The organism is Rhodococcus sp. 15-649-2-2, assembly GCF_002258645.1.
Lineage (GTDB): Bacteria > Actinomycetota > Actinomycetes > Mycobacteriales > Mycobacteriaceae > Rhodococcoides.
Genome location: NZ_NPFM01000001.1, coordinates 138,603 through 160,334, shown reverse-complemented (window position 1 = coordinate 160,334; position 21,732 = coordinate 138,603). Strand labels below are relative to the sequence as shown.

Sequence of the window (21,732 nt, the reverse complement as noted above, 5' to 3'; positions counted from 1 at the left end):
CCTGATCGACACGACGAACACGGGGTGGGGACTTTCAGTTGGCCACCAGTGGGGACCTCGACCTGGCCACCAGTGGGTACTTTTTCATGGCCACGGACACACATCACCTCAGTCAGTGGATCGAGGCTAAGAGTTTCCGTGGAAGAACAACTAGGCTTGTTCTTGAAGTGCGATAACTGGTCGACTGAAATCTTTGCCGTTCGCGCCGTCCAGCGGCGGCCCCACACAGCTTCGCATTGGAACGGCGGAATCCTGGGTCGGACCTCATACTGGGCCCGTGTTTGTTCCGGTCGCATCTGCGTCGTTGGTCAATCGGGTAGCGGCACGTTTTGGAGTCGAACTTGGCCGCGGGCGACTACCTTGCCAGTGTCGACAGCCGTGATTACCACGAGCCAGAGTTGTTGTATCCGCCCTTGGTGCAACGGTGCGGCGACCACCTCGACCCGACCACCGGTGCTGGCTCGGATGAAGTCGGTCGAGTTGTTCACGCCTACCGCGAATTGACCACGTGCCTTGACCGCCTCGCTGGCGCCGATGCTCGCGGCCGACTCCAGCGCGGTGGAGTAGACGCCACCGTGCACCGCACCCCACAGCGTGAAGTGTTCCTCGGTGAGTTCGATGTGTCCCACCACCTTCGTGCCGGAGACCAGTTCAGCCTCCAGTCCGGCGGCGGCGGCGAACGCGCTCGGCGGTGTCGCCAGGACGTCGTTGGGAGATACTTACTCCTTACTCCTTACTCCTTGCTCATCTCAGATGCCTCGTTTCCGCCGGAAGGCTCCGGCACCGTTTCGTCGCACCATTGCGATCAGCGTGGCGATGCGTCCGCGCTGAAGATCGGGTTGAAGGCCCGCGCCCAGGCGGTGCAGTTGATCGGCGTGCCAGGACAGCTCCAACAGTCCGTCGAGCGACTTGATGTCGATGAGCTTGCCGACGACCGGGCGTAGTCCGGCTCGGATGCTTCTAGCGGACAGCGTTTCCGTGCGGCCGCTGAGGATGGCGTCTGCCGCGTCGGTGGTGGTGGCGGTAGGTCGCCCGAGACCGATGATGTCGCACTCACCCGATTCGACCGCCGCGGTCATCGCCGTCCGGGTGCGGAACCCGCCGGTGACTGCGAGCGGGACAGCCTTCGCGAGTTCGCGCACGGTGCCGGCATATTCGAGGAAATACGCCTCACGCGCCCGAGTGCTGGCTGCGGCGGACCCCATCATCGCCGGCTGCTCGTAGCTGCCGCCACTGACTTCGATGAGGTCGATGCCTTCGCCGGCGAGAGCTGTTATGACCGCACGTGACTCGTCCTCGGTGTAGCCGCCACGCTGGAAGTCTGCCGAGTTCAGTTTGATGCCCACGGCGAACCCGTGGCTCACCCTGGACCGGATGCGGCGGACGATCTCGATCACGAACCGCATGCGACGCTCGGGATCGCCACCCCATTCGTCGGTGCGCTTGTTCGACCGCGGTGAGAGGAACTGCGCCACCAGGTATCCGTGCGCCCCGTGGATCTGCACCCCGTCGAAACCTGCGGATTCGCACACCGCGGCTGCGGTGGCGAATCGCTCGATGATGTCCTCGATCTCGGCTCCGGTCAGCTCGCGTGGGGTGCTCGCTCCGGGGAAGTCGAGGGTAATGGGACTCGGCGCAACCGGGGTGTGGCGGACGTTGAGTGGATTCGACTGTCTGCCAGGATGATTGAGTTGGACCCAGATGGGGGTCCCGCCGTCCTGCGTCGTCTTGGCCCACCGCTTCAGGGCGTCGAGATCGTGATCGTCTTCGATCACGACATTGCCGGGCTCGCCGAGCTGGGCGCGGTCGATCATCACGTTCCCCGTGATGATCAGCCCGAAGCCGCCGCGACTCCACGTCGAGTAGAGCGTTTCGAGACGCGTATCGGGAGCGTGGTCCCGGTCGGCAAGCGCCTCACTCAGCGCAGCCTTCATGATTCGATTCGGCAGGATCTGACCGCAGGGAAGAGTCAGCGGATCGTTCAGCGAGGTGGTCAAAATGGTTCCTTGTCTCGGTTCGGTTCGATCGAGAAGTCAGCGGCGGGTGACCGGTGGGAGGTTGGGGAAGGCGGGTTCGTTGATGCCGAGGTTTCCGGAGCTCGCCAGCGGCCGTACCTGCAAGAACAACCCTGTTTTGTGGGTGGTCTCGTCTTTCGTCCGCTGCATGGCCGGCTTGTGGCCACCGGGTTTGTAGGCGTAGTCCATTGCCAATGCGTGAGTCTTCCAGAGGCTGATCGACGTGTGCTCGAAGGGGAACTTCGAGGCGACGTCGATGCTTCCTCGGTGGCCGGGGTGATGCCTCGCTCGTGACGCTGCGTCGATGTTGTCGTTGGCGAATGTCCCGAGATGTCGGGGATGCAGGATGCCGTGGACGACAACGATCAAGGGCTCGTCGCGCGTGATCGGAGCGGCACCCTCGGCGCAGGGGAGCCATCCGTGCCAGGTGTCGCCCGGATTCTCGAGGCGGACGCGGGTGACCTCGCCGTCGACCCTGAACCTCCCCGGTTCGTCGACGAGATCGCCGAGCGGTCCCGCGAATGCTGCTGCTGCGACATCGGCGTCGTCCCAGGCCATGACGAGTGCCCCGTTTGCGGGAAGTAATTTCGGGATCTTCGTGAAGGTGCCGAAGTTCGAGTTGTTGATCAGGACCGAACGCAGGCCTGCAGGTCGATCGGCGAGCACGCGCCGGAGCGCGCGTCGCCACCGCCGTACGCCGCCGCGCGGACGGCTGAGGTGGTCGAGTGTGATGTAGTCCTGGGTCTCGGGCACTGATCGCTCCTGTTTCATCGGTTCCGGCGTAATGGCCTCATCGCCCTCGCCACGCTACTATATGTTTCGTATAGTAGCCAAGAAGTCGTTTCCGAGAAATCAACTCTGACAGGAGATTCACGGATGATTCGTTACCCGTTGAAGGACAAAGTCGTCTTCCTCACCGGTTCCGGCCAGGGGGTCGGTGCGGCTACCGCCCGCGAGCTGAACCGTCGGGGCGCTCGGGTGGCGGTCGTCGACATCGACCTCGTGAACGCTCGCCGTGTGGCAGGCGAACTGCCGGCCGGTCGTGCGATCGCGATCAATGCCGATGTGACAAACCCGATATCGGTACAGGAGGCGGTCGCCGAGACGACCTCGATGCTCGGTCCCATCGATGTGGCCATCGCAAATGCCGGTGTGCTCGGGCGTCCGGGGCGCCTGCAGTCGCTCGCGTCTGCGGACTTCGAGAAAGTCATGTCCGTCAACGTTGTCGGCGCGGTCAATACCGCTGCAGCAACGCTGGATTCGATCATCGCGCGTCGCGGACAGATCGTGGTCGTGAGTTCGGTGTTCGCGGTTATCAACGGTGCTGCCGCGCTGCCGTACGCGATGAGCAAGGCGGCCGTGGAGAAACTCGGTCAGGGCCTTGCCGTTGAACTCGCCGCGCAGGGTGCGTCGGCGATGACGGTGTACTTCTCTCTGGTGGACACCCCGATGATCAGGGACGGTGTGGATGCGAGCCCCGAGGTGACACGGCTACTCGAAGAGTCCTCACCCGCACCGCTCCTGGTTCGTATCTCACCGGAGGCCGCCGCGAAGGCGGTCGTCGACGGGTTGCAGCGACGCGCCCACACGGTGATTGCCCCGAAGCGGTGGCGTGCAGTGTTCGCTGCGCGTGGGGTCGTCGGTCCTATTACCGACCGGAAGCTCATGAAGAACAGCCGGATCGGCGAATTGCTGTCCGGAATCGATGCGGCACGCCGCACAGGAAGTGAAGTCTGATGTCCGATGATCTCGCGTACGCGCCCGCACACGAACTACTGACGCTGCTCGGCAAGCAGGAAGTGACGAGCGTCGACCTGGTCGAGATGTACCTGGCCCGGCTCGACAAGCACAACACCCGTCTCAACGCGGTTATCACACTGGACGCCGAGCGCGCCCTGGCGGAGGCCGCGGCCGCCGATGCGGCCGCCGCGCGCGGCGACGCACAACTGGGTCCGCTGCACGGTCTGCCGATCACGATCAAGGACAGCTACGAGACCGCGGGCATGCGGACATCCTGTGGCCGAACCGATCTTGCGCATCACGTACCCGCGGTCGATGCCGAAGCCGTTGCGCGGCTTCGTAGGGCCGGTGCGGTGATCATGGGGAAGACGAACATGCCCGCGGGGAACATGGACGTGCAGGCAGACAACAAGCTCTACGGTCCGACCAACAACCCCTGGGACCTCGGTCGCACATCGGGCGGTAGCGCCGGTGGTGGGTCGGTCGCCAGCGCGGCGGGGTTGACGTCGCTCGACATCGGATCGGAGATAGGCGGGTCGACTCGGGTCCCTGCGCACTACAACGGCGTTTACGGACACAAGGTGACCTTTCGTTCCGTCCCGCTGGTCGGCCACATCTCGCCCGGTCCCGGAGTGCAGCGGTGGAGTGAACCCGACCTGGCCTGCTCCGGCGCGCAGACCCGTCACCCCCGCGATTTCGTCCCCGTTCTCAAGGCCCTCACCGGAACCCTCGCGCGCGACGGCGGGTTCTCCTATCGACTGGATTCGCCACGAGCGACGGAGCTCAGCGGTTTTCGAGTGGCGGTGTGGACCGAGGATCCCGACTGCCCCATCGATTCCGACGTCCGTCGCGCGGTCGACCTCACAGTGGCGGCGTTGCGGGATGCGGGAGCGAGCGTCGACTCGCATCCGGCGTCGTTGCCTGTGACGATCGCCGAGTCGCAGAGTGTGTTCGAGCCGTTGCTGTACGGTCAGCTCGGTTTGGACCGAAGCCAGAACACTCCGGCGATGCTGAGCGCAATGGGCGCTCGAATGGCGCAGAACCCTCGGGGTGACGCGGCCCGCGCAGCGCGTGGGAGCTTCTTGACCCACTACGCGTGGATGAAGGTCGACGGCAGACGGATGGAGATCCGTGAGCGGTGGACGCGCTTTTTCGAGAACTACGACATCGTGCTCATGCCTGTCACCGGCACCGCGGCCATCCCGCATCATCGCAAGCTCGTCGACCGGTTCGGCAGGCCTTACAGAGTCGACGGACAGGAGCGGTCATACTGGGATCAGGTGCGCTGGAGCGCTGTGGCCAACGTGTCGGGGTCACCCGCGACGGCGTTTCCGGTGACCCAGACGGCGTCGGGTCTGCCGGTCGGTCTGCAGGCCATGGGCCCGATGGGCGGCGACCTCACTACGATCGAATTCGCCGCGCTCCTCGGCGAGAGGCTCGGTGGGTATCGCCGTCCGCCGGTCGATTGACTGGAAATCGTGCGGGGCGCGAATGCGGGCACGGGGCGCATCGAGCAGGATAAGGACAGTCGAGCGAGTTGCGAGGAGGCCACGGTGACCACGAAGGACAAGGCAGCGCCGCGGTCCTATGGTCAGGCGTGTCCGCTCGCAACTGCGATGGACTTGCTCGGTGAACGGTGGACGCTCCTCGTTGTCCGGGAGTTGTTACTGGGACCGAAGAAGTTCGGCGAGCTGGGGGTACGTCTCGCGGCTGCAGGGCCGAACAGGCTGTCCTCCAGACTCGATCGACTTCGTGAGGCGGGCGCGATCGAGAAGACTGCGGCGGGTGCCTACACGCTCACCGATTTCGGCGAAGGTCTTCGGCAGCCGGTGATCGGTCTGGCGATGTGGGGGCTCGGACTCATGCAGGGTGGCGTCGACGCGCTGGAGCCCCGGCCGGACGTCATCGCGCTGGTTCTGACGACACTGGTGTCGGCAGATGCTCTCGATGGACTCGATGTCACCTGCCAGGTGCAGTCGGGTGACGACTTCGTGATCGACGTCCACGACGGCCGCATGACTGTCGTCTCGGGACGCACAGACGATCCCGACTGCGCGCATCTGATGTGCAGTACGGCGACGTTCATCCAACTGGTCAGTGACTCAACGACTCTCGATTCTGCCATCGCACACGGCGACGCCCAGATCGCCGATGAGACCGGTGACGTGCACACACTCATGACGGTTCTCGGCACCACGGTGGCCGACATCCGCGCGATCAGTACCTGATCCCTCGGGATTGTATCGGGTTCGACCGCATCTCGGCTGCGGCTGTTCCGAAATTGCCGTCGCCGATGCGCCGAGCGCCGTCGGACCCGATCGCGACCAGACAGGCGACGACCTCTCGGCGGCTCAGCGCTATGTCGCCGTCGAGCCACTTCGCTACAACCTCGGACGCGCCGGCGATCAGAAGGTGTGCGGTGAGTTTTGCTCGAGGGTCGGGTGAACTGTTTGCGGTGAGGACGCCGAGCATGCTGTCGACGAACTTCGCGACGGCTCGGTCCTTGGCGTCGCGTATTCCGCGGTTGACTGCTGCTTCGAGGTACAGCTTGGCCATTCTCGCATCGTCGAATGTCGAGAGAATTGCCTCCACGGCCGCCGCGATGAACCCCCCGCTTGCGCCATCGGTCGGCTGGTGTGTGCTGGACGCGATACGTTCGCTGGCAGCGCTGAACGAACTTTCGAGTACCTCTTCCGCGAGGCCGTCGAGATTGTCGTATTGCTCGTAAAAGTGACGCTTCGACACTCCCGCCCGTTCGCACACCACGCTTACCGTCAGGGTGCCGATCCCGAGTTCCTGGACGAGGTTCAGCAGTGCTTTCGTGAGTCGGCCCGACCGTGCCGATCGTCGTTTGGATGCACTTTCGCCTCGATAGGGACGTTCTGCAACTTTCCTGGGTGGGTTTACGCGCTCCATGCTGCCACCTCGTTGTTCGGTGACCACTCTTGAATGCAGATTGCTGGCGACCTGCAACTAAAACAAGTCAGTTTCGGTTTCGGACGTCACAACGACACAGCTGATCACCCGGGACGGCCAGGTGCCGCTGCGGTGGTTCCGGGAGGTGTACCCGAATCTGAACCGTGAGCAGGGGTTCAGGCTCGGCGTCGAGTTCGCGCGATATGTACAGCCCACCTCCTTCGGCCCGCTCAGTCTTCCGCTGATCAGTGCCGGGTCGGTTGCCGAGATCGTCGAGTTGCTGGAATATCTTCCTCTGATCTCGACCGCGCTCGCTGTGCACATCCACCACACCGAGCGTGGGTTGACCATCGGGCTCGCGGGCCGCACCGGCGATGCAGGCTTGAACAGCATTGCAGTCGCCTACGGCGGTGCCAGTTTGCTCCGCCTCATCGACCTGCTCGCGAGCTCGGCTCAGAATGTCGAATTGCACCTCGATGTCCCGGTGTCCGCGGCTGCAGATTTCCTCGGCGACATGACTCGACGGTTCGTCTTCGATGCACCGTCACCTTTCGTTTTCGTGCCGGCGGCCATCCTCGACGAGGCCTGCAGATTCTCGGACTCGGTGTCCTACCGACTCGGCATCGCGGAATTGAACAAAGCCGTGGATGGGCGCCGCACGAAGTCGTACACGGACACCGTGCGTGCGCTCTTCGCCGCCGATCCGAGATGTACCGACAGCGCGTATTGCGCGCGCCAGCAGGCCATTTCGACCAGCACCCTCAAGCGACATCTCGGTTCCGAGGGAACCACGTTCCGTGAACTGCGCCAGGCTTTCCTGCAAGAACGCGCCACCGTGCGTCTACTCGACAGTTCGGTGACGGTGGCGGAGGTTGCCGCCGAACTCGGCTACAGTGACGTGGCCAGCTTTTTACACGCGTTCCCTCGATGGACCGGGCGATCGCCGAGGGCGTTTCGCAATCACTCCGTATCGCCGGGGTGACGGTCGCGGTCGAGTGCGGCTGACTGTTGTGCACCGACGGCGCTCGACACGCGAGCTCCACGAGCGTCTCCACCACGGCCGTATCCGGCTGATCGTTCATCGTCTCTCCTCGACCTCCCACCGCGTTGCGGCGGCTCCTCACCACTGTCGCCCCGGGCTCCCAGTGCTGGACAGGGCCATTCGTCACTGGATGGAAGGCCTTGAGGTAGACGCGTTGCGTGCATGCCGATCGAGGGCGGGAACCACAGGTTTAGTGTTGAGGGTGAATGCGACTCAGGAGCGGAACCTGAGGACGCGACCGAGGATCCACGTCCGCAGACCGCTCAGGAGGGTCCGTTGCTGACCAAGGATGCTCAATCCTCGACCCCGCTTCTACCGACGTTGCGCGCCTTTCTGAGCGTGGATGGCCGCAAGACCGAGTCTGCTGAGATTCTCTACGTGCAACGCCGAACGCTGTACAACAGGCTCGCTCGAATCTCCAACATCCTTGGGAAGTCGTTGGACGAACCGGAAACTCGGCAGCGCTTGCTGTTGGCAGTCAAAGGCTTGGAACTGCTGGAGGGCTCGGCTATCAGCTTGTCCAGACTTTCCCAAGGTGGTGCTGGTTCGTCCGCTGGTGCGGTGCCCCTGAGGTAGTTGGCCGGTTGTGTTCGGTTGAGTTACTCGTGCGCGCCGCACCGTAGTTGATGGCTGATTCCGACCGTGCCCAGCCCGAGAAGTGGGTGCGATCGACGACGACAAGATCGGGATTTCCAAGCGCGCGAGGATCGTGTGTTGGCCGCCGATGGCGTGGCGCATACAGAGCTCGCACCCTCGATCGCGAGAGTGGGATCTCGGTGGCATTGTTCGCCCAACGGGCGAAGTACGTTGTTAAGCAATGGAGTTTCAGATTGCTTGCCGACTACCCGAAGATCGGGCACGCCCTTGTTGCTCGCTTGTGGTCCCAACTTGGCGTTCAGTCATGGTTTACGCCACGCAAGGCGGGTGGCGGGGGCGTCGTTACCGCAGCAGATGCTGGCGAAGTGTGCCGTGGTGTCGTCGATGAGGATGGTGATGTGCGCGGAAAGGCCCTAGGCATCACCGCTCTCGTTTTCCTCGACCGCGTTGGTTCTCGTGGACGAGAGAGAAGGTGCATATTGGGTCAGAGAATCAGACCTGCTCGCCGGGCAGTGTGCGCCGCTTCGTATCTCGTCGAAGCGTCGAGCGTGGCCATGATCGACTTCATGTAGCTCTTTACTGTGGACACGGTGAGTCCGAGCGCCTCGGCGATCGCGATGTTGGATCGCCCCAACGCCACGAGCAAGAGCACGTCACGTTTGCGCGAGGTCACGTGTGGAGCGGCGGACGTCGCCGCGGCCGGTTCGAGGAATACCCGAAGGGAGTCGAGTACGGACGAGACGTTCGATGCGTCCATTCCTGCTGCGGCAGAACGGAGTCGGGTGTAGAACTGTCGAATATCCTCGCGAAGACGGTCCATGTCTCGGCGGGTGGCGACGATCGAGTGCGCGGCGACGGTCCTCGATCGTTCGACATCGAAGTGCGCTGATGCAAAGTCGTCGCGCTTTCCTGCTGACTCCGTGGCGATGTGGTTTCGCTCGGATGAGTCTCGTTGTCACGAGTCCGCGCACTGCATCATTGCGTCAGGACGCTCTCCGTCCACCCGATACCATGGCTGTCCGGCACCGATCGGGACGGTCCGGTGCCGGAGAGTCGACGGCAGTTCGGTGTCACGAGAGTGTCACAAGTCGGTACGATCGAACATGGACTCGTCCGGACAATGATGTACGAAAACCGTTGCAAATAAACAAATATCGAGTCCATTGAAGTTCATGCGAATCCACTTCCAGGGACTTAAAATTCGCACAGTGTCGGTTCGAGTCCGACTGGGGGCACTGGAGTCCATATGGATCCAGATTTTCGGACCAGGACAGTGCTTTTCGGGTGGTAGCGAGGACTTGGGTGGTTTTCTGCGGATCTGAGTGGACAACCGAGACAGCGGATTTCAGATCCGCGAGGTTCGCCGATCTCCTGAGCCATGAAAGAGTATTTCCCCAGGTCACGCGCTTGTGTGTGGCTCTCTTTGTCGTTCGGTGTCACAACGCTGTCACAACTGCCTCGTGAGGGGCCATCTGGACACAAACCGGCGTACACGGACTCGGCACAACTACTGCGCACGTCACTGTCTTGCCTCAGCAATGGGAGGCCGCGTGGAGACCTTCTTTCATTGGTGCGAGTCAAATGGTTACGTGACGCTTTCAGCACACCCGATAGTTGTTGCCACTTACCTTGTCGATGTGGCCGACACTCGGACCGAAACAAGGGAGCGGGTCGATCCAGTCGCCACCTTCGGCACATGGATCGCCGCGATTAACCACCAACACCGGATCACCGGCCACCGATCGCCGGCCGTGGACGAACGCGCCGGCGCGACCCTGTCCGGCATCAGACGCGAATATGCCGCGGCGGGGGACCGGCCCCGCACCCCGCGAGATTCCCCTTCTGGTCGACGACATCGAGCTCCTGGTCGAGACGGGCCCGACAGCGGTGCCACGGACGGGCCAACGAGGTCCTGGAACGTCGCGACTCGGCGAACCTGCTTCTCGGGTTCGCCGGTGCTCACCCCCGCCGCGAACTGTCCGAGCTCGTCTGGGGCGACGTCACCATGCATGGCACGACGGACTTCACAACCGGCTACGGAAGTTTAAGACCGACGAGGAGGGTAAGCGAGCGATGAAGGCCCTGTCCTACAGGGAGTCTCATGAGACTTATCCGCCCTGCGCCTACGTCCGCTGGATCCAGGTCGTCGCGGCGGTCGACGTCGTTGGACGTCGTCGGTAATCCGACTACTGTGCAAACCTGAGCCGTTCGCCGGGCATGTGTGCCGCGGCGGAGTGCCCCGCACCGCCGCCTGAGCACCACTCTTCCGGGCCGTCGCCAAGAATGGAAACCTCAGTGCAACCGCGCTGTCAGGGGTCGCGATCCTCCCAACTATCCGTCGCCGTGCTGACCACGCAGGCTTCGACCCAGCCGCGCTCGCCAGGCCGGGTGGACGCTCCTTCCGGGCCGGATCCGTTACCCAAGGTACCCGCAACGCTGCCGATGGATCCGCCATCAGGCGCCAGACCGGCCACGCCAGCCTCGGCTCCGTAGAGTTCTACACGGCGAGCACGCGCCCATCAATGGAAACGCTGATTTAGATATTGGCTTATAGGCAGCAGACTCACCGAACGAGGGGGAGTACGTCCGGTTTGTCGGTAACTACTCGTAGACTCCATACAAGAACGCAGGCTGGCTCCGAACAGCGAGGGCACACGTGGCATCTCCAAACACACTTCTCCGAAATTGGCTAAACGACCTTCAAGTACTGAGGCGCGAATTTGATTCCTACGATGAACGCCTAGAAGAGTGGACAGACCCAGGATCGGTCGAGCGTTCCCGCGCGGGAGTGAAGCAGCGGCTCGCGTTCCAGATGGGTATTTTCATGAGATTGGTGGTCGCGAGCGGCGTTCCCTCGCCGACCGATGCATCCGGTGTCCTCGGCTACTCGCACTTTCTGCGTGTCGTACGGCTGATTGCCGATGACGCTTCCATGGAGGAGGCAGTGGCGAGCTACCGGTCGTTGAATGACCAGATGATCACCGTTGGGAGACGTTGGGTCCGTAGTGGTGTGGACGTCGAGGAGTTGGCTGGGCTCCAGGAAGATCTGAAGGCCGAAGCTGACCTCGTCCGCGAACTCGGCGGCGACCCGGAAGTGCCGGAGCAATGGCAAGGATCGGCAAGTGGAGTGCGCTGGTGATGCGAAGCTGATGGGTTCGCTGCAAGTAGCCATTTGTGGAGGACAGGAGTGAGAGCTGAACTATTCGAGCTACTCGCGACAACAGAACCAGTCGTAGTCCTTTGCGGGGACTCGGGCACAGGAAAATCCCTGATCCTCTTAGAGCACCGGAACGAGCAATTGCGACGAGGTCGTCTCGCACCCTCGGTACAGACGTGTGCTTTCGACGACGGTGCTCTGCAAGTCGCAGTGATGGACTCCTTGGCGGAGGCCATCACTACAACAACGGACGCTTCCGGTTGGAGCTCCTTGAGGCGACGCCTTGAAAACGCCAGCCGGGAAGTCGCAGCAGAAGTTGGAAAGAGTTTGGCCAAAGCAGTTACGCATGAGCTACTGGCCCTGGTAAAGGGGTGACTGGGCGAGCACGTCGGCGAGGGGATCGCGGCGTTCGTGAAGGGACTCAGAACCGATCCCCTACAGGAAATCAAGCACGATGTGCGGCGGCGAAGCGACGGCAACGTCGTCAAAGTATTGGTCCGTTTATGCGACGAGGTTGCCGCGGCATTAGAGTTACAGCTCATCATTAGTCTCGATGAGGTACAGAGACTCACCGACGCCGACCAACGGATCCTTGCGTCCCTGACCGACAACCCACCTCGCAAGGCGCGGTTCGTCATCTCGTGGTCCCTCGCTGACCACGCTGCAAATGTAAGCCTAAGCCGATTGCGGACGACTCGAAGCCGGGAGATCAGAATCGGGGGCCTTACCCGCGACGACGTTGCGACTTGGATTGCAGAGGCCGAACTGGATGATTCAATAATTGACCAGTTCATGTTGCTGTCCAGCGGATATCCCTTAATCATTGAGGGGTTGATAAATCAGCTGCAAAACGATGGAAGCATCGACGAGTACACACCACCAACAGCTTTCACTCAATCCGTCGTGGATTCTATAGCGCGTTTGGATGGTGCCGCAGACTCAGGTGCGAGGCGACTCTCTGCCTTCGTAAGCCCCCCGCCAGAAGACTCCATCACTGAATACCTTTCCATGTCTCCTATCGATTGGGGAAGAATTCGCGACGCGCTCCAGCGTGAACACCTATTGACAGTTGAACGCGACGGCCGCCTCTGGTTCCACGAACAGCGCCGCAAATTTCTATGGAACAAGGTTCTCGACCAACGTCAGCGTGAAGACGTAGGCCAGGAGGCGTTCTCCACCTTGGTCGACCAATTCATGAAGGAGGGTCAGTTCTACACAAGGCTACTTGTCCCGATCTCCCAACTTGCTCGCTTCGCGCGCCAGAGCCAAGCGGATAGCCCCGCGCTACGTCGAGTGGTGGAGTTATCCGAGACCGAACTTGCGGTCATGGCATCGACTATCGAACTCGAACTGAGTACAGACGACGGAAAAAGGTGGACCCAGCCCGAACAGGCGCTGATCTACGCGAACACGGCCTTCGGATGTGACCGCGGCGATGCGATCGACGCACTGCCGGGCTTGATCGAAAAGGGCCTCATTAGGTCACTACCCATCTCGATCCAAGGGAATCATGACACAGACATAGTCGCCGAGGTAGGTGTCAACTTCGCTAGCACTTCCACTCTCGTTCTCCACGGCAGGGTGCAGTCAGTTCTCGGTCGAGCTGTGACCCCCGGTGTCACGGCAAGTGTCATACGTGATCACTTCGACGATCTTCGACTACAAGCCACGTACGTTGTCTCGTCCGTCGGAAGCGCAGAACCCATAGACTTGATTGCGCGAGTTGAAGGGTTCCCATATCGAACCCCACCGAGCCTCGGCCCCGCTAACCCCATGCTTGGAGTATGGGTCGACTATGGTACCGAGACAATCAGTTTGGCAGCCACATTCAGAAACAACTCCGACCTACAACGGGCACGCGAGATTGCCGAGAATGTCACCGGAACGTCATACGGCCAGCGCATTCGGGTCGCAAAACTATTCACCGATCCGAGTCGCGCCCTACCCAGTTGGCGCTTCGTACGTGCGGTGCACTTTGCAACGGGCCGCCAAGTCGCAAAACGACCCGACGGCGAGATCTACATGATCAACAGTCGCCCGGCGCCACTGCGTGAATACGCAGCACGTCAGGTCCTGATCCGTAAAATACTGCAGACGAGTTGTGATGAACTCGAGCGGGCTGTCTACGCGCTTGACAGCAAACCTGGAATGGCATTCGCCGAGCGGGACAAAACTTTTCATCTCATTGAGCTTAGGGGGAGCGGACGGGTCTTCGAAGTAAGCAACGACCTCACTTCGTTGGTCTTCGGACAGCCCTACCGTTTCGCCCGACTTGAACAGATTCTTGCGCTTCGTCCTTCCGAAACGGTCACACAGTTTCACTCCGTTGGCGGGGCAGTACGCCGACAGCGGAGGGACCCTGTGGTCAGCCGCCTGAACAATCTCCTGCGGACAGCCCGGATGTTCAACGCACACCAGGCACCAGTCGAGATACCGTTGGATGACACATTAGAACGTTACATCTCAACAGCGCATGTTCGAGAAATGGAACTCGCAAAAATCCTGTCCGAGCAAATCACGATTGGTGAACATCGCGGAACCCGCCCTGAGCAATCTCTCCGTGTAGCGGTCTTCAACGGTATGGATCGTCGTATACCACCGCTGGTGGCATTCACGTACATGCCCGGCAACGCGGAAGACGTGATCGTAAAGATCTTGGACGGAGCTCACCCGGCAGATGCGGACGAGTTGTTCCGTAGAGCATTTGGCCCTTCCGTACCCCCGTCCGGTCTGCAGGCGGGGACCGCCAAGGAAGCCCTGGCGTATTTAGCTGGATATCAAATGGATGACGTACAGATTAGTCGAACCATCGTTTGACGTAAGAATTAGTGCTCGCCGTAGTTCGCGCTGCAGGCAGATAGACGCGCAGAGGAAATGGACACCCGCTACCGATAGCGTTGGGACGTCGCTTGGTTTTGCGGTTGGGGCAGATCAGTCGAGGAGCCCAATGCAGCGTTAAGAACATTGGGCCCGACGTTGCCTATAACGTCGGGACAGTAAACCTCGTCTAGAACCAGACCCCGGCTCGCCTGCACTCAAGCCTCGAAGAAGAAAGCTGGCAACGATTGTGACGGATGCCAATGAGCCGGAGGTCAGCCGACGTCAGTTCACGAGTCCGCCGTACGTGCCAACTTTGCCCGAGTGGCAAGTTGTGAGTCGCCACAGAAACCCTTGGGGACGCGTTCCGATGACCGCGGGCGGCGCAGCGCTCGATGGACGATCGCGGTCGTACATGGACCGGCTATTAGAGACGCAGAACCAGCCGGACCCCATCAGCAGGCGGCACCATTACGTACCGCGGACGTACCTGAAAAGGTGGGGCTTTGGGAAGCTGAAGCGGCGCATTTGGAACCTGGACACCATTACCGGCGAAGTGCGGGCATTGTCGGTCAACGATGTATGTGTGGGTGAGAACTTCTACCGAGTGGTCGGACCAGATGCTCAGGCACACAACAGAGTTGAGTCGATGTTCTCTGTCGCGGACATGGAATTGGCCCGCGTGCAAGCGTTGTTCGAGAACCTACAGGATCCTGACGAGCTCGAATTCGACGACCTGATCGGCCTCGGCGTTACTGTTGCCGTGCAGAGGATGCGAACTGCTCAACAGCGTCGCCTCCGACTACAGCATGACGCCTGGCTCGTCGCGCAGAACCCGAAACAGTTCGAGTCCATGAGTGACCCCATGGACCCGTACCGGGTCGCTGGTATTCATACCGAGCTGCTGTTCAACAGCATGTGGCAATCAGCCGACGTCATGACAACCCGGTCTATCGAGGTGTGGGACGACCCTGAAGGCCGGTTCTGGACATGCGACACACCCGTTCTGGTGCCTTTCCTGAACAACAAGAGACCCGCCCTGATGGCAGCTCCATACATCCTCTGGCCCGTGAGCCCCTACCGCGTGGTCGCGCTGACGAACGCACCCTCGGGCGAGAAGGCAGTGATTCGACAGGCGGCTCCCAAGGACCGTGGTCTGCTGAAAAAGTCGATCGAACAAGGGCGAGAGCGCTGGATTTTCGCCCCGCCCGAGCAGAGGGACCGGCTGCCGAAGACCAAACTGTTCAATCGTCGTACGCAGATGCGACTACGGTGCTCGCAGTACACACCGCAGCACAAATACCTCGAGCCCCCGGGCTGCTGTGTGGAACAGGCTGAAGGGTTCTCTGTCGGTCCAGACGTAGTTCTGTGCGACCGAGGCCTTCACTCAGAGGCCCCAGCCATGTGCGAATACACCTAAACTGAAGCAAAATTCCTGAGGAACATCCATTTTGCAGCAAAGCGGTGGGGAGCAAACAGCGCGCAGAGCAGATCTTGGTTGCTTCGATGCACTCAGGGCTGCTGGCACAGCCGTCCGGTCAGGTTCGTGGTCGCCGGTGCCGGTAACTCCCGGCTGAAGCCTGGGCATGGGGTGTGCACGGGGTGTGCACCGGAGTATTATCAATTCATAATGAATCGTCCGAGGTGGTGGGCATGATGGATCTGGATACGCGAGGCGAGTCGTCGGTGGTGGACCGCTTGCGTCAGCGTGGGGCGCTGGAGCGTCTCGGTGAGCGCCGCCGGTACCGCGAAATTGTCGCTGCCAGCAGGAGCGGGGTGTCGCACAAGATCATCAGTGAGCTACTTGGGACGATGTCTCAGGCGACCGTGACACGGGCGCTTCAGCGGTGCTCGGTCGATCCGGATGTTGTGCGGGAGACGCCGGCGGAGGTGATCGATCGGTGTGTCGCAGGTGAGATCACCAGGGCCGAGATGATGGCCGCGTTGTTGAATTGGCGGTACACCTTCGGTGTGGTGCCGACGGTCGGGGGCGTGGCCACCGATGCGTACATCACCGGAGACTGGGACCAGATCGAGGACGCGTACTACAACGATCTGATTTATCAGGACGAGTTCGATCGGCTTTCCGACCGCCAGCTCAAGCTGACCGACGGGTCGAACGTTCAGCAGTGAACGACTCGGACCTACTGCGCGAGGAAGTCGCGCAGCAGCTCGCTGCTCTGTGCGCGCAGGGCGGGTTGCTGCACACCGATGCGCCCGGCAACACTGCGGAACGGTACCGCTTCGACTCCCGTAACCGTGGGCGGTTTCTCCGAAGCGTTCGAAAGCGCTATCTGGGGTTGCAGGATCCGCCGCGTGAAGGGCGGTCGGCGATCGTCACCGCTGGTGTGCCGGGGGCCGGTAAATCCACGGTCCTCGCTGAACGTATCCCCGACCTGGGTCATTACCGTGTCCTCGACGCGGACATCGTCAAGGTCTATCTCGTCGAGCAAGCTCTCGCAGACGGCATCTACGACGACCTGTTGGGCCGCTCGTTGGCTGACGGGCACAAGGTGGCACCGATGGAACTCGCGGCATTGGTGCACCGAGAATCGACAGCCGTCATCGAAGGTATTCGTCGCCACTGCCTCCGGCGGCGCGAGAACATCGTGATCGAGGGAACCCTCTCGTACCCCGGATACGAACAGACGGTGTTCGACCAACTCGCGGACTCCGACTACACGCAGTTGCAGGTCCTCGGTCTCGAGGTCACCGCCGAGACAGCCCACAGGCAGGCCACGTCACGGTGGTGGTCCGGGCGTGAGCAGTGGAAACGAGGTGACCACGACTTGGGTGGGCGGTTCACCCCACCAGCGGCGATAGACACTGCTTACGATCCGGGTGAGCAGCTGACACGGTGCAGCCGACATGCACTCCGGATCTATGAGCTGGCCCAGCACGGAGCTATCGACACCGTCGACGTTCTGATACTCCGAACTGATCCGTCAACAGGCCCTGCAGTGCTTCACGAGAGAAAATACAAAAGCCAGGGCTGACGCCAGTGCCTGGATGCGCCGGATTTGTGTGTGGAGTGTTTACCTGCGGTTATGTCACGGCCCAGGTTTGGTGTGCGGGTAGCTCGAGGACTGGGCACCGTGCTCGGTCGGGCTCGCGAACATGATTCTTGTGCCTGGGCAGGTCCTCGTTGCACTCGACGGGGCGTCGTTCGCCACTTGTGAGGGGTATGAGCGCTCACGCAGGTGAGCAAGCCGGGCCCGGATTGGGCTAGGACCGAGTTCACTTCGATCGGGTTCGCATGCGAGAGAATCGGAAAATGAGCGATTTGGACGTCGAGACCTTGCGGCCGCTGCTGTCCGATCTCCTCGTCGCCGGCACCCACAAAGACATCACCACCCGGTTCGAGAAGATGGGGCTGGTTGGGCCCAGCGAGGAGGTTGCGACGAAAGCCGAGCGTGTGCGGATCCTGGTGGAGACGTTGACCCCGAGCGCGTTGGAAGACGCTGCTGCATGGGTTCTGGACCACATGCAGCCGTCCGCGACGCAGCGCAACGGGCTGCAGGACGTTCTCTGGAGGAACGACGGTCTCGTGATCGAAGAACGCACTCGACGCGAGGTGACAGCGGCGGTGCCCATCGAGGACTTTCTGCATGACCAGGACCGTTTCGAGGCGCTGCTCGATAGATGGTGGGTGCTTGGAGGTGACGATGTGTTCGGTGACTTCTTCGGTGGTCCGCCCTCGGTACGCAAGCAGATCCAGCAGCACGTCTTCCAGAACCCGGGGGACTGGTCGTGGGAGATGTTGCTCGACCGGTTGGGTGCGTTCGAGACCGTCGACAAGCGGTTCGTCGGTTTCTTGGAGCAGGTTGTCTCCCATGCCGCTCTTCCGACGGAAGAGAATCAGGAACGTGTGGTGTCACTAGTCAACCCTGTGCTCAGGAAGGCGAGCCTGGAGTTGCGTGAGGTAGATAGATCCGGCGGCTATCCCGTTTATCGCCTGGCATCCACCCTGACGCCGTCATCGCGGCCGAAGACCGTCATCTTCGCCTCCTCGAGCAAGCCCGATCTGCGTGTCAGTGATGCGGTGGCCGGTGAGATCGAGATCGTGGATGCGCACGACGCACTTGTATACGACGCACCGATCGGGATAGACGGGCTGCGCTTCGACGCGCTGCGTAGATGGTGGGGCGCGAAGACCCCGGGGATCGACGTCGAGGTGGCCCCGCGGCCCCTGTATGACCGACTCGCTGCGTCCATTCCGGAATCGTCACCTCCGCAGAGCTATCTGTTCTGGATCTACCACAAGCTCTATTGGGACCGGATCGGTTCCGTGCCTGCACTGTTGCCTGAAGTGTGGATGCACTGGGACCCGAAGACCATTCGAGAGCGAGGGGCTAGAGCCTTGCTCGGACAGCGAATGGATTTCTTGATCCTCGGCCCGAACAATCAGCGCATTGTCCTCGAGGTCGATGGCAGCAGCCACTACACCGACGAGGCAGGTCAACCGTCGCCCGCTCGCTATGCCCGGAACACCCAGTACGACCGTGAGATGCAGCTACGCAACTACACCGTGTACCGGTTCGGGGGTTACGAGTTACCGGACCGAGAGCGGCCGATGCTTATGTTTGCCGATTTCTTCGATCGAATGTTCACAAGGCACCACATCACAATCGACCCGTGATAGGTCTCGACGTGCGGCTGGTTCAACCGCCCTAGGAGCCCAGATCGTCGGATGTCTTCGGCATTTTGGCGAATATTTCCGGTGCCACTGCACCGATCATCTTTTCGTCGTGGCCACCCAGCTCCAGCCATCGCATTGTTCCTCGCAGCAAAGCGTGAGTCGCAGCGTCGACGGTATCTGTGATGTAGATGGGGTCCGGAATCGAGGTGGTCCGAAAATGACCTGGTTCGTACTCCTCGGTGGGGACCAGGTCGAAGCCTTCGAGGCCGAACCAGTTTTGTCCGTGGCCGGCTCCACTGGCTGCGTTCCACAGGTACGCCCACTCGTTCGGGTCGCTGCCTGTGGACTCCGCAGCGCCGCGCACCAGATCTTCATAGCCGGGCGGCTTGCGCGTCGGTGTGGTCCCGAACGTGAGATTGGCTGCGCGGGATACGAGATCGGTGATCCGTTGCTCGATTCGGCTTGGATCACTCTTTCTGGCTACCAGTGCTTTCTTGTGCATTTTGAAGTCGTGGTGCATGAGCCGGACGTGTCGTTGTACGCACTCCTCGAAAGATGTGAGATCGAGGATCCAGAGGGCGTGAGCGGCCGCTTCGAGTCCGGACCGCGCGAGCAGCAGATACGGCCGCGTCCGCACTCTGTTCACGGCACCGGGGACGAATTCATAGGGTGCCACCAGATCGGCCCACAGTGACAGGTTCTCGGCCGAGGAGAGCAGGTAACTACGCGTCCAGACAGAAACCTTCTCCCAGTGATAGATGGCGTCGACCCGATCGAGGGCGCTGTTCGGTACGGGATCGACCGTGCGGGTCAGGACGAGCTCGCAGGCTCGAACCAGGTAGGTGTTTCGCGTCCACACCTGGCTCTGGTCCGGAGGCAGTTGCAGAATGCTCTCGGCCGACCCTGGAGCGTCTCCTGAGGGCGGCGTCATCGGGTTAGGTCCACGACGCAGGCGTCGACGGCCTGAACGTCGGGGTCGCCGGGGGATACGTCCAACTCGGAGCTGGCTCGCGGCCAGCTGGTGGTGTTTCGGGCTCCTCCGGTGGAGGAGTAGACGGTGCCGTTGGCGATTACCCAGACATCGGATCGGTTCTCGACACCACCTGTGGCGGCAAGGGTGGTTCCTCCGATGTAGGTGTAGTCGCCGGCGTCGATGACGGTGCCGTTGGTCAGGGTCAGGCCTGATTCGGAGAAGCCGGAGGAGACCAGATCCACGAGGGACTGATTCGCGGGTGCGCATCGGGGGTCGGAAGTGTACTTCGGGGGAGCTGCGGCCATAGCTGAGGTGGTCGTGGTCGGCGGGACGGTGGTGGTGGCCGGCGGTGTGGTTGTCGACGGGGTGAGCGTGGACGTTTCTTGTGCCGCGGCGCTCGATGTGGTGGACGGAGCAGCGGCCTGAGGGTCGTCGGCGGGCTCGTCCTCGCCGAAGATGGCAGCGAGCACGCCGATCACGACGAACGCGGCGACGATGCCGCCGATGATCTTGACCGCGCGGGGTACGCCTGCCCGATCGGGCTGGTCGGGTTCAGCGGCACCGGTGGGCGCTGGTTCCTCTGCTGTCGGCTCGGTGGCGGGTTGGGTGTGTTCGGTCCATTGTGTTCCGTCCCAGTACCTGATCAGTCCTGGTTCGCTCGGGTCTGGGTGCCATCCGGGCGGGGGTGTGGGGCTGGTCATCGGGGTGTCCGTTCGTCGTTCTCGGTGATGCTGTCGTGGGGTGTTCCGTCGTTACGGATGAGGCGGAAGATCCGTTCTTCGACGTCGACCGGTGTGTGGCCGGTTGCCGTGCCCCATGCGGTGAGGTGGTCGAGGTAGGCGGCGTAGTCCGCGGTGCGGCCGGCGCGGATCCGGACGTGCGCGTGTCGGCGCAACCACTCGATGACCAGGGCGTCGAGCACGGGAGCGGCGTGTGGAGAGGTTGGATTGCCGCGGGCGGTGACGAAGTACAACCATTTCGTGAAGAACGCCGGGCCGAGCCCGGTGATTCTTCCGTCGTTGTTCAGGTACCGGTATCCCGAGACCGCGCCGCTGTTCTGCGCAATGTCGACTGAGCGCGTGAGCTTTTCGAGCGCCTTGGGGGAGAGTGGTTCACCGGCAGGATCGGCGGCTCCGGCTAAGATTCGGGCGGTGCGGAAGGGGCCGTATCCAGACGAGCCGTGGCCCCACATCATCGCGACGACGAACGCTGCCGCGGTCTTGTCGCCTTGAAGCAGCTCGTCGATTCGTTCAGCCGCGATGGACCGGTCGAGCGCGGCCGGCAGCGTCCCGAGGGCCTCGTCGATCCCGTCCAGGTTGTTGAGCCACGTGGACCAACGCGCGGCCGGGTAGTGGAACGCCCTCTGTGGGACGAATGTGCCGCGGAGCTGATCCTCGAGATCAGCAGGAATCGGTGGTACTGAACCGATGTCTGAGCGATGCCGGTCCATCTGGACAAAGTACGTCAGTCGGTTCGGTCGTACGGTAGTTCCCGGACACGAACCACGTCGCGCAGATGATCGCAGGCCGCTGGCGGCACGGCACGGCGTCGGCGGAGTGAATTGGGTTTCGTATGTCGGCGGTAGTTGCGAGACACTGAGTGTGGGGACCGGCCCGGTTTCGGCGGGCCGGTCCCCACAACGTCAGGTCACGCGTCCGCACGGTCCGTGCGGTGTTCGAGCATGTTGCTGAGGTCCACGCCGTTTCCGACATGGACCTGAGCTAGTGAGGCTCGAGCGTGATCGAGATGGACCCGCGGGCCCATTTGATCGTGAGTCGTACACCACGCATTGCGAGATCCTCCTCCTTTCTCGGTTTATTCAGGAGGGTGGAACTC

At 61.8% G+C, this 21,732-nt stretch carries 19 protein-coding genes; 11 read left to right on the top strand and 8 right to left on the bottom strand.

All coding sequences use genetic code 11. The annotated features are described in order from the left end of the window. Positions 1–308 precede the first annotated feature (308 nt). From CH305_RS00790 to CH305_RS00780, 3 genes are all read right to left on the bottom strand, one after another. Positions 309–701 carry a PaaI family thioesterase gene (locus tag CH305_RS00790; RefSeq protein WP_094702067.1) on the bottom strand — a complete coding sequence of 131 codons (393 nt, stop codon included), beginning with the start codon at positions 699–701 and terminating at the stop codon, positions 309–311. 48 nt (positions 702–749) lie between these two features. Beyond that, positions 750–1,934 carry an NADH:flavin oxidoreductase/NADH oxidase family protein gene (locus CH305_RS00785; protein WP_218828559.1) on the bottom strand — a complete coding sequence of 395 codons (1,185 nt, stop codon included), beginning with the start codon at positions 1,932–1,934 and terminating at the stop codon, positions 750–752. A gap of 99 nt (positions 1,935–2,033) precedes the next feature. Beyond that, on the bottom strand, positions 2,034–2,768 hold the full coding sequence (locus tag CH305_RS00780; RefSeq protein ID WP_230596334.1) for a hypothetical protein: 735 nt from the start codon (positions 2,766–2,768) through the stop codon (positions 2,034–2,036). Between the two features lie 123 nt (positions 2,769–2,891). Here CH305_RS00780 and CH305_RS00775 point away from each other — a divergent pair, with 123 nt between their 5' ends. The 3 genes from CH305_RS00775 to CH305_RS00765 all read left to right on the top strand — a co-directional run bounded on the left by CH305_RS00775 (position 2,892) and on the right by CH305_RS00765 (position 5,983). Then, positions 2,892–3,752, top strand: coding sequence for an SDR family NAD(P)-dependent oxidoreductase (locus CH305_RS00775; protein ID WP_037192482.1), 861 nt, complete (start codon positions 2,892–2,894; stop codon positions 3,750–3,752). Next, entirely contained in the window at positions 3,752–5,224 is a 1,473-nt protein-coding gene (locus CH305_RS00770) for an amidase (RefSeq protein ID WP_037192480.1), read from the top strand. Before CH305_RS00775 ends, CH305_RS00770 begins: the two co-directional genes overlap by 1 nt. A gap of 84 nt (positions 5,225–5,308) precedes the next feature. Beyond that, a complete protein-coding gene (locus CH305_RS00765) occupies positions 5,309–5,983 on the top strand; it encodes a winged helix-turn-helix transcriptional regulator (RefSeq protein WP_143545219.1) in 675 nt (224 codons plus the stop codon). On the opposite strand, the gene CH305_RS00760 is transcribed toward CH305_RS00765, so the two are convergent. After that, positions 5,973–6,671: a TetR/AcrR family transcriptional regulator gene (locus tag CH305_RS00760; RefSeq protein ID WP_094702061.1), complete on the bottom strand. Its 699-nt coding sequence runs from the start codon at positions 6,669–6,671 to the stop codon at positions 5,973–5,975. The genes CH305_RS00765 and CH305_RS00760 overlap by 11 nt on opposite strands. Positions 6,672–6,792: 121 nt before the next feature. On the opposite strand from CH305_RS00760, the gene CH305_RS00755 reads away from it, so the two are divergent. After that, on the top strand, positions 6,793–7,653 hold the full coding sequence (locus CH305_RS00755) for an AraC family transcriptional regulator (protein ID WP_256983427.1): 861 nt from the start codon (positions 6,793–6,795) through the stop codon (positions 7,651–7,653). 336 nt (positions 7,654–7,989) lie between these two features. Beyond that, positions 7,990–8,289, top strand: a complete 300-nt coding sequence (locus CH305_RS00750) for a helix-turn-helix domain-containing protein (protein ID WP_230596333.1) — start codon at positions 7,990–7,992, stop codon at positions 8,287–8,289. 505 nt (positions 8,290–8,794) lie between these two features. Here the strand turns inward: CH305_RS00750 and CH305_RS00745 are convergent. Continuing rightward, positions 8,795–9,130, bottom strand: coding sequence for a response regulator transcription factor (locus CH305_RS00745; RefSeq protein ID WP_094702057.1), 336 nt, complete (start codon positions 9,128–9,130; stop codon positions 8,795–8,797). A 1,836-nt stretch (positions 9,131–10,966) separates the two neighbouring features. On the opposite strand from CH305_RS00745, the gene CH305_RS00735 reads away from it, so the two are divergent. The 6 genes from CH305_RS00735 to CH305_RS00710 all read left to right on the top strand — a co-directional run bounded on the left by CH305_RS00735 (position 10,967) and on the right by CH305_RS00710 (position 18,923). Beyond that, on the top strand, positions 10,967–11,449 hold the full coding sequence (locus CH305_RS00735; RefSeq protein WP_143545218.1) for a hypothetical protein: 483 nt from the start codon (positions 10,967–10,969) through the stop codon (positions 11,447–11,449). A 429-nt stretch (positions 11,450–11,878) separates the two neighbouring features. Beyond that, positions 11,879–14,284 (top strand): hypothetical protein, encoded by a 2,406-nt coding sequence (locus CH305_RS00730; protein ID WP_094702053.1) that lies wholly within the window; start codon positions 11,879–11,881, stop codon positions 14,282–14,284. Positions 14,285–14,654: 370 nt separating this feature from the next. Then, on the top strand, positions 14,655–15,704 hold the full coding sequence (locus CH305_RS00725) for a DUF4238 domain-containing protein (protein WP_094702051.1): 1,050 nt from the start codon (positions 14,655–14,657) through the stop codon (positions 15,702–15,704). Positions 15,705–15,937: 233 nt separating this feature from the next. Next, complete coding sequence (locus CH305_RS00720) at positions 15,938–16,417, top strand: winged helix-turn-helix domain-containing protein (protein WP_256983425.1); 480 nt, start codon at positions 15,938–15,940, stop codon at positions 16,415–16,417. Continuing rightward, complete coding sequence (locus tag CH305_RS00715; RefSeq protein ID WP_094702049.1) at positions 16,414–17,280, top strand: zeta toxin family protein; 867 nt, start codon at positions 16,414–16,416, stop codon at positions 17,278–17,280. Before CH305_RS00720 ends, CH305_RS00715 begins: the two co-directional genes overlap by 4 nt. 278 nt (positions 17,281–17,558) lie before the next feature. After that, positions 17,559–18,923 carry a hypothetical protein gene (locus CH305_RS00710; protein ID WP_094702047.1) on the top strand — a complete coding sequence of 455 codons (1,365 nt, stop codon included), beginning with the start codon at positions 17,559–17,561 and terminating at the stop codon, positions 18,921–18,923. 31 nt (positions 18,924–18,954) lie between these two features. Here the strand turns inward: CH305_RS00710 and CH305_RS00705 are convergent, their stop codons facing one another. From CH305_RS00705 to CH305_RS00695, 3 genes are read right to left on the bottom strand one after another with little or no spacing between them, the layout of a single operon-like run. Then, positions 18,955–19,854, bottom strand: coding sequence for a hypothetical protein (locus tag CH305_RS00705; protein ID WP_094702045.1), 900 nt, complete (start codon positions 19,852–19,854; stop codon positions 18,955–18,957). Continuing rightward, positions 19,851–20,597, bottom strand: a complete 747-nt coding sequence (locus tag CH305_RS00700) for a DUF2510 domain-containing protein (protein WP_094702043.1) — start codon at positions 20,595–20,597, stop codon at positions 19,851–19,853. The genes CH305_RS00705 and CH305_RS00700 overlap by 4 nt, the downstream gene beginning before the upstream one ends. Next, positions 20,594–21,346, bottom strand: coding sequence for a hypothetical protein (locus CH305_RS00695; protein ID WP_094702041.1), 753 nt, complete (start codon positions 21,344–21,346; stop codon positions 20,594–20,596). The genes CH305_RS00700 and CH305_RS00695 overlap by 4 nt, the downstream gene beginning before the upstream one ends. Positions 21,347–21,732: the final 386 nt, after the last annotated feature.

What these genes read in the sequence shown, in the direction of transcription:
- CH305_RS00785 (WP_218828559.1), bottom strand. Translation starts at nt 1,934, where the DNA reads ATGAAGGCTGCGCTGAGTGAGGCGCTTGCCGACCGGGACCACGCTCCC.
- CH305_RS00775 (WP_037192482.1), top strand. Translation starts at nt 2,892, where the DNA reads ATGATTCGTTACCCGTTGAAGGACAAAGTCGTCTTCCTCACCGGTTCC.
- CH305_RS00770 (WP_037192480.1), top strand. Translation starts at nt 3,752, where the DNA reads ATGTCCGATGATCTCGCGTACGCGCCCGCACACGAACTACTGACGCTG.
- CH305_RS00760 (WP_094702061.1), bottom strand. Translation starts at nt 6,671, where the DNA reads ATGGAGCGCGTAAACCCACCCAGGAAAGTTGCAGAACGTCCCTATCGA.
- CH305_RS00745 (WP_094702057.1), bottom strand. Translation starts at nt 9,130, where the DNA reads ATGGACCGTCTTCGCGAGGATATTCGACAGTTCTACACCCGACTCCGT.
- CH305_RS00725 (WP_094702051.1), top strand. Translation starts at nt 14,655, where the DNA reads ATGACCGCGGGCGGCGCAGCGCTCGATGGACGATCGCGGTCGTACATG.
- CH305_RS00720 (WP_256983425.1), top strand. Translation starts at nt 15,938, where the DNA reads ATGATGGATCTGGATACGCGAGGCGAGTCGTCGGTGGTGGACCGCTTG.
- CH305_RS00710 (WP_094702047.1), top strand. Translation starts at nt 17,559, where the DNA reads ATGAGCGATTTGGACGTCGAGACCTTGCGGCCGCTGCTGTCCGATCTC.
- CH305_RS00705 (WP_094702045.1), bottom strand. Translation starts at nt 19,854, where the DNA reads ATGACGCCGCCCTCAGGAGACGCTCCAGGGTCGGCCGAGAGCATTCTG.
- CH305_RS00700 (WP_094702043.1), bottom strand. Translation starts at nt 20,597, where the DNA reads ATGACCAGCCCCACACCCCCGCCCGGATGGCACCCAGACCCGAGCGAA.
- CH305_RS00695 (WP_094702041.1), bottom strand. Translation starts at nt 21,346, where the DNA reads ATGGACCGGCATCGCTCAGACATCGGTTCAGTACCACCGATTCCTGCT.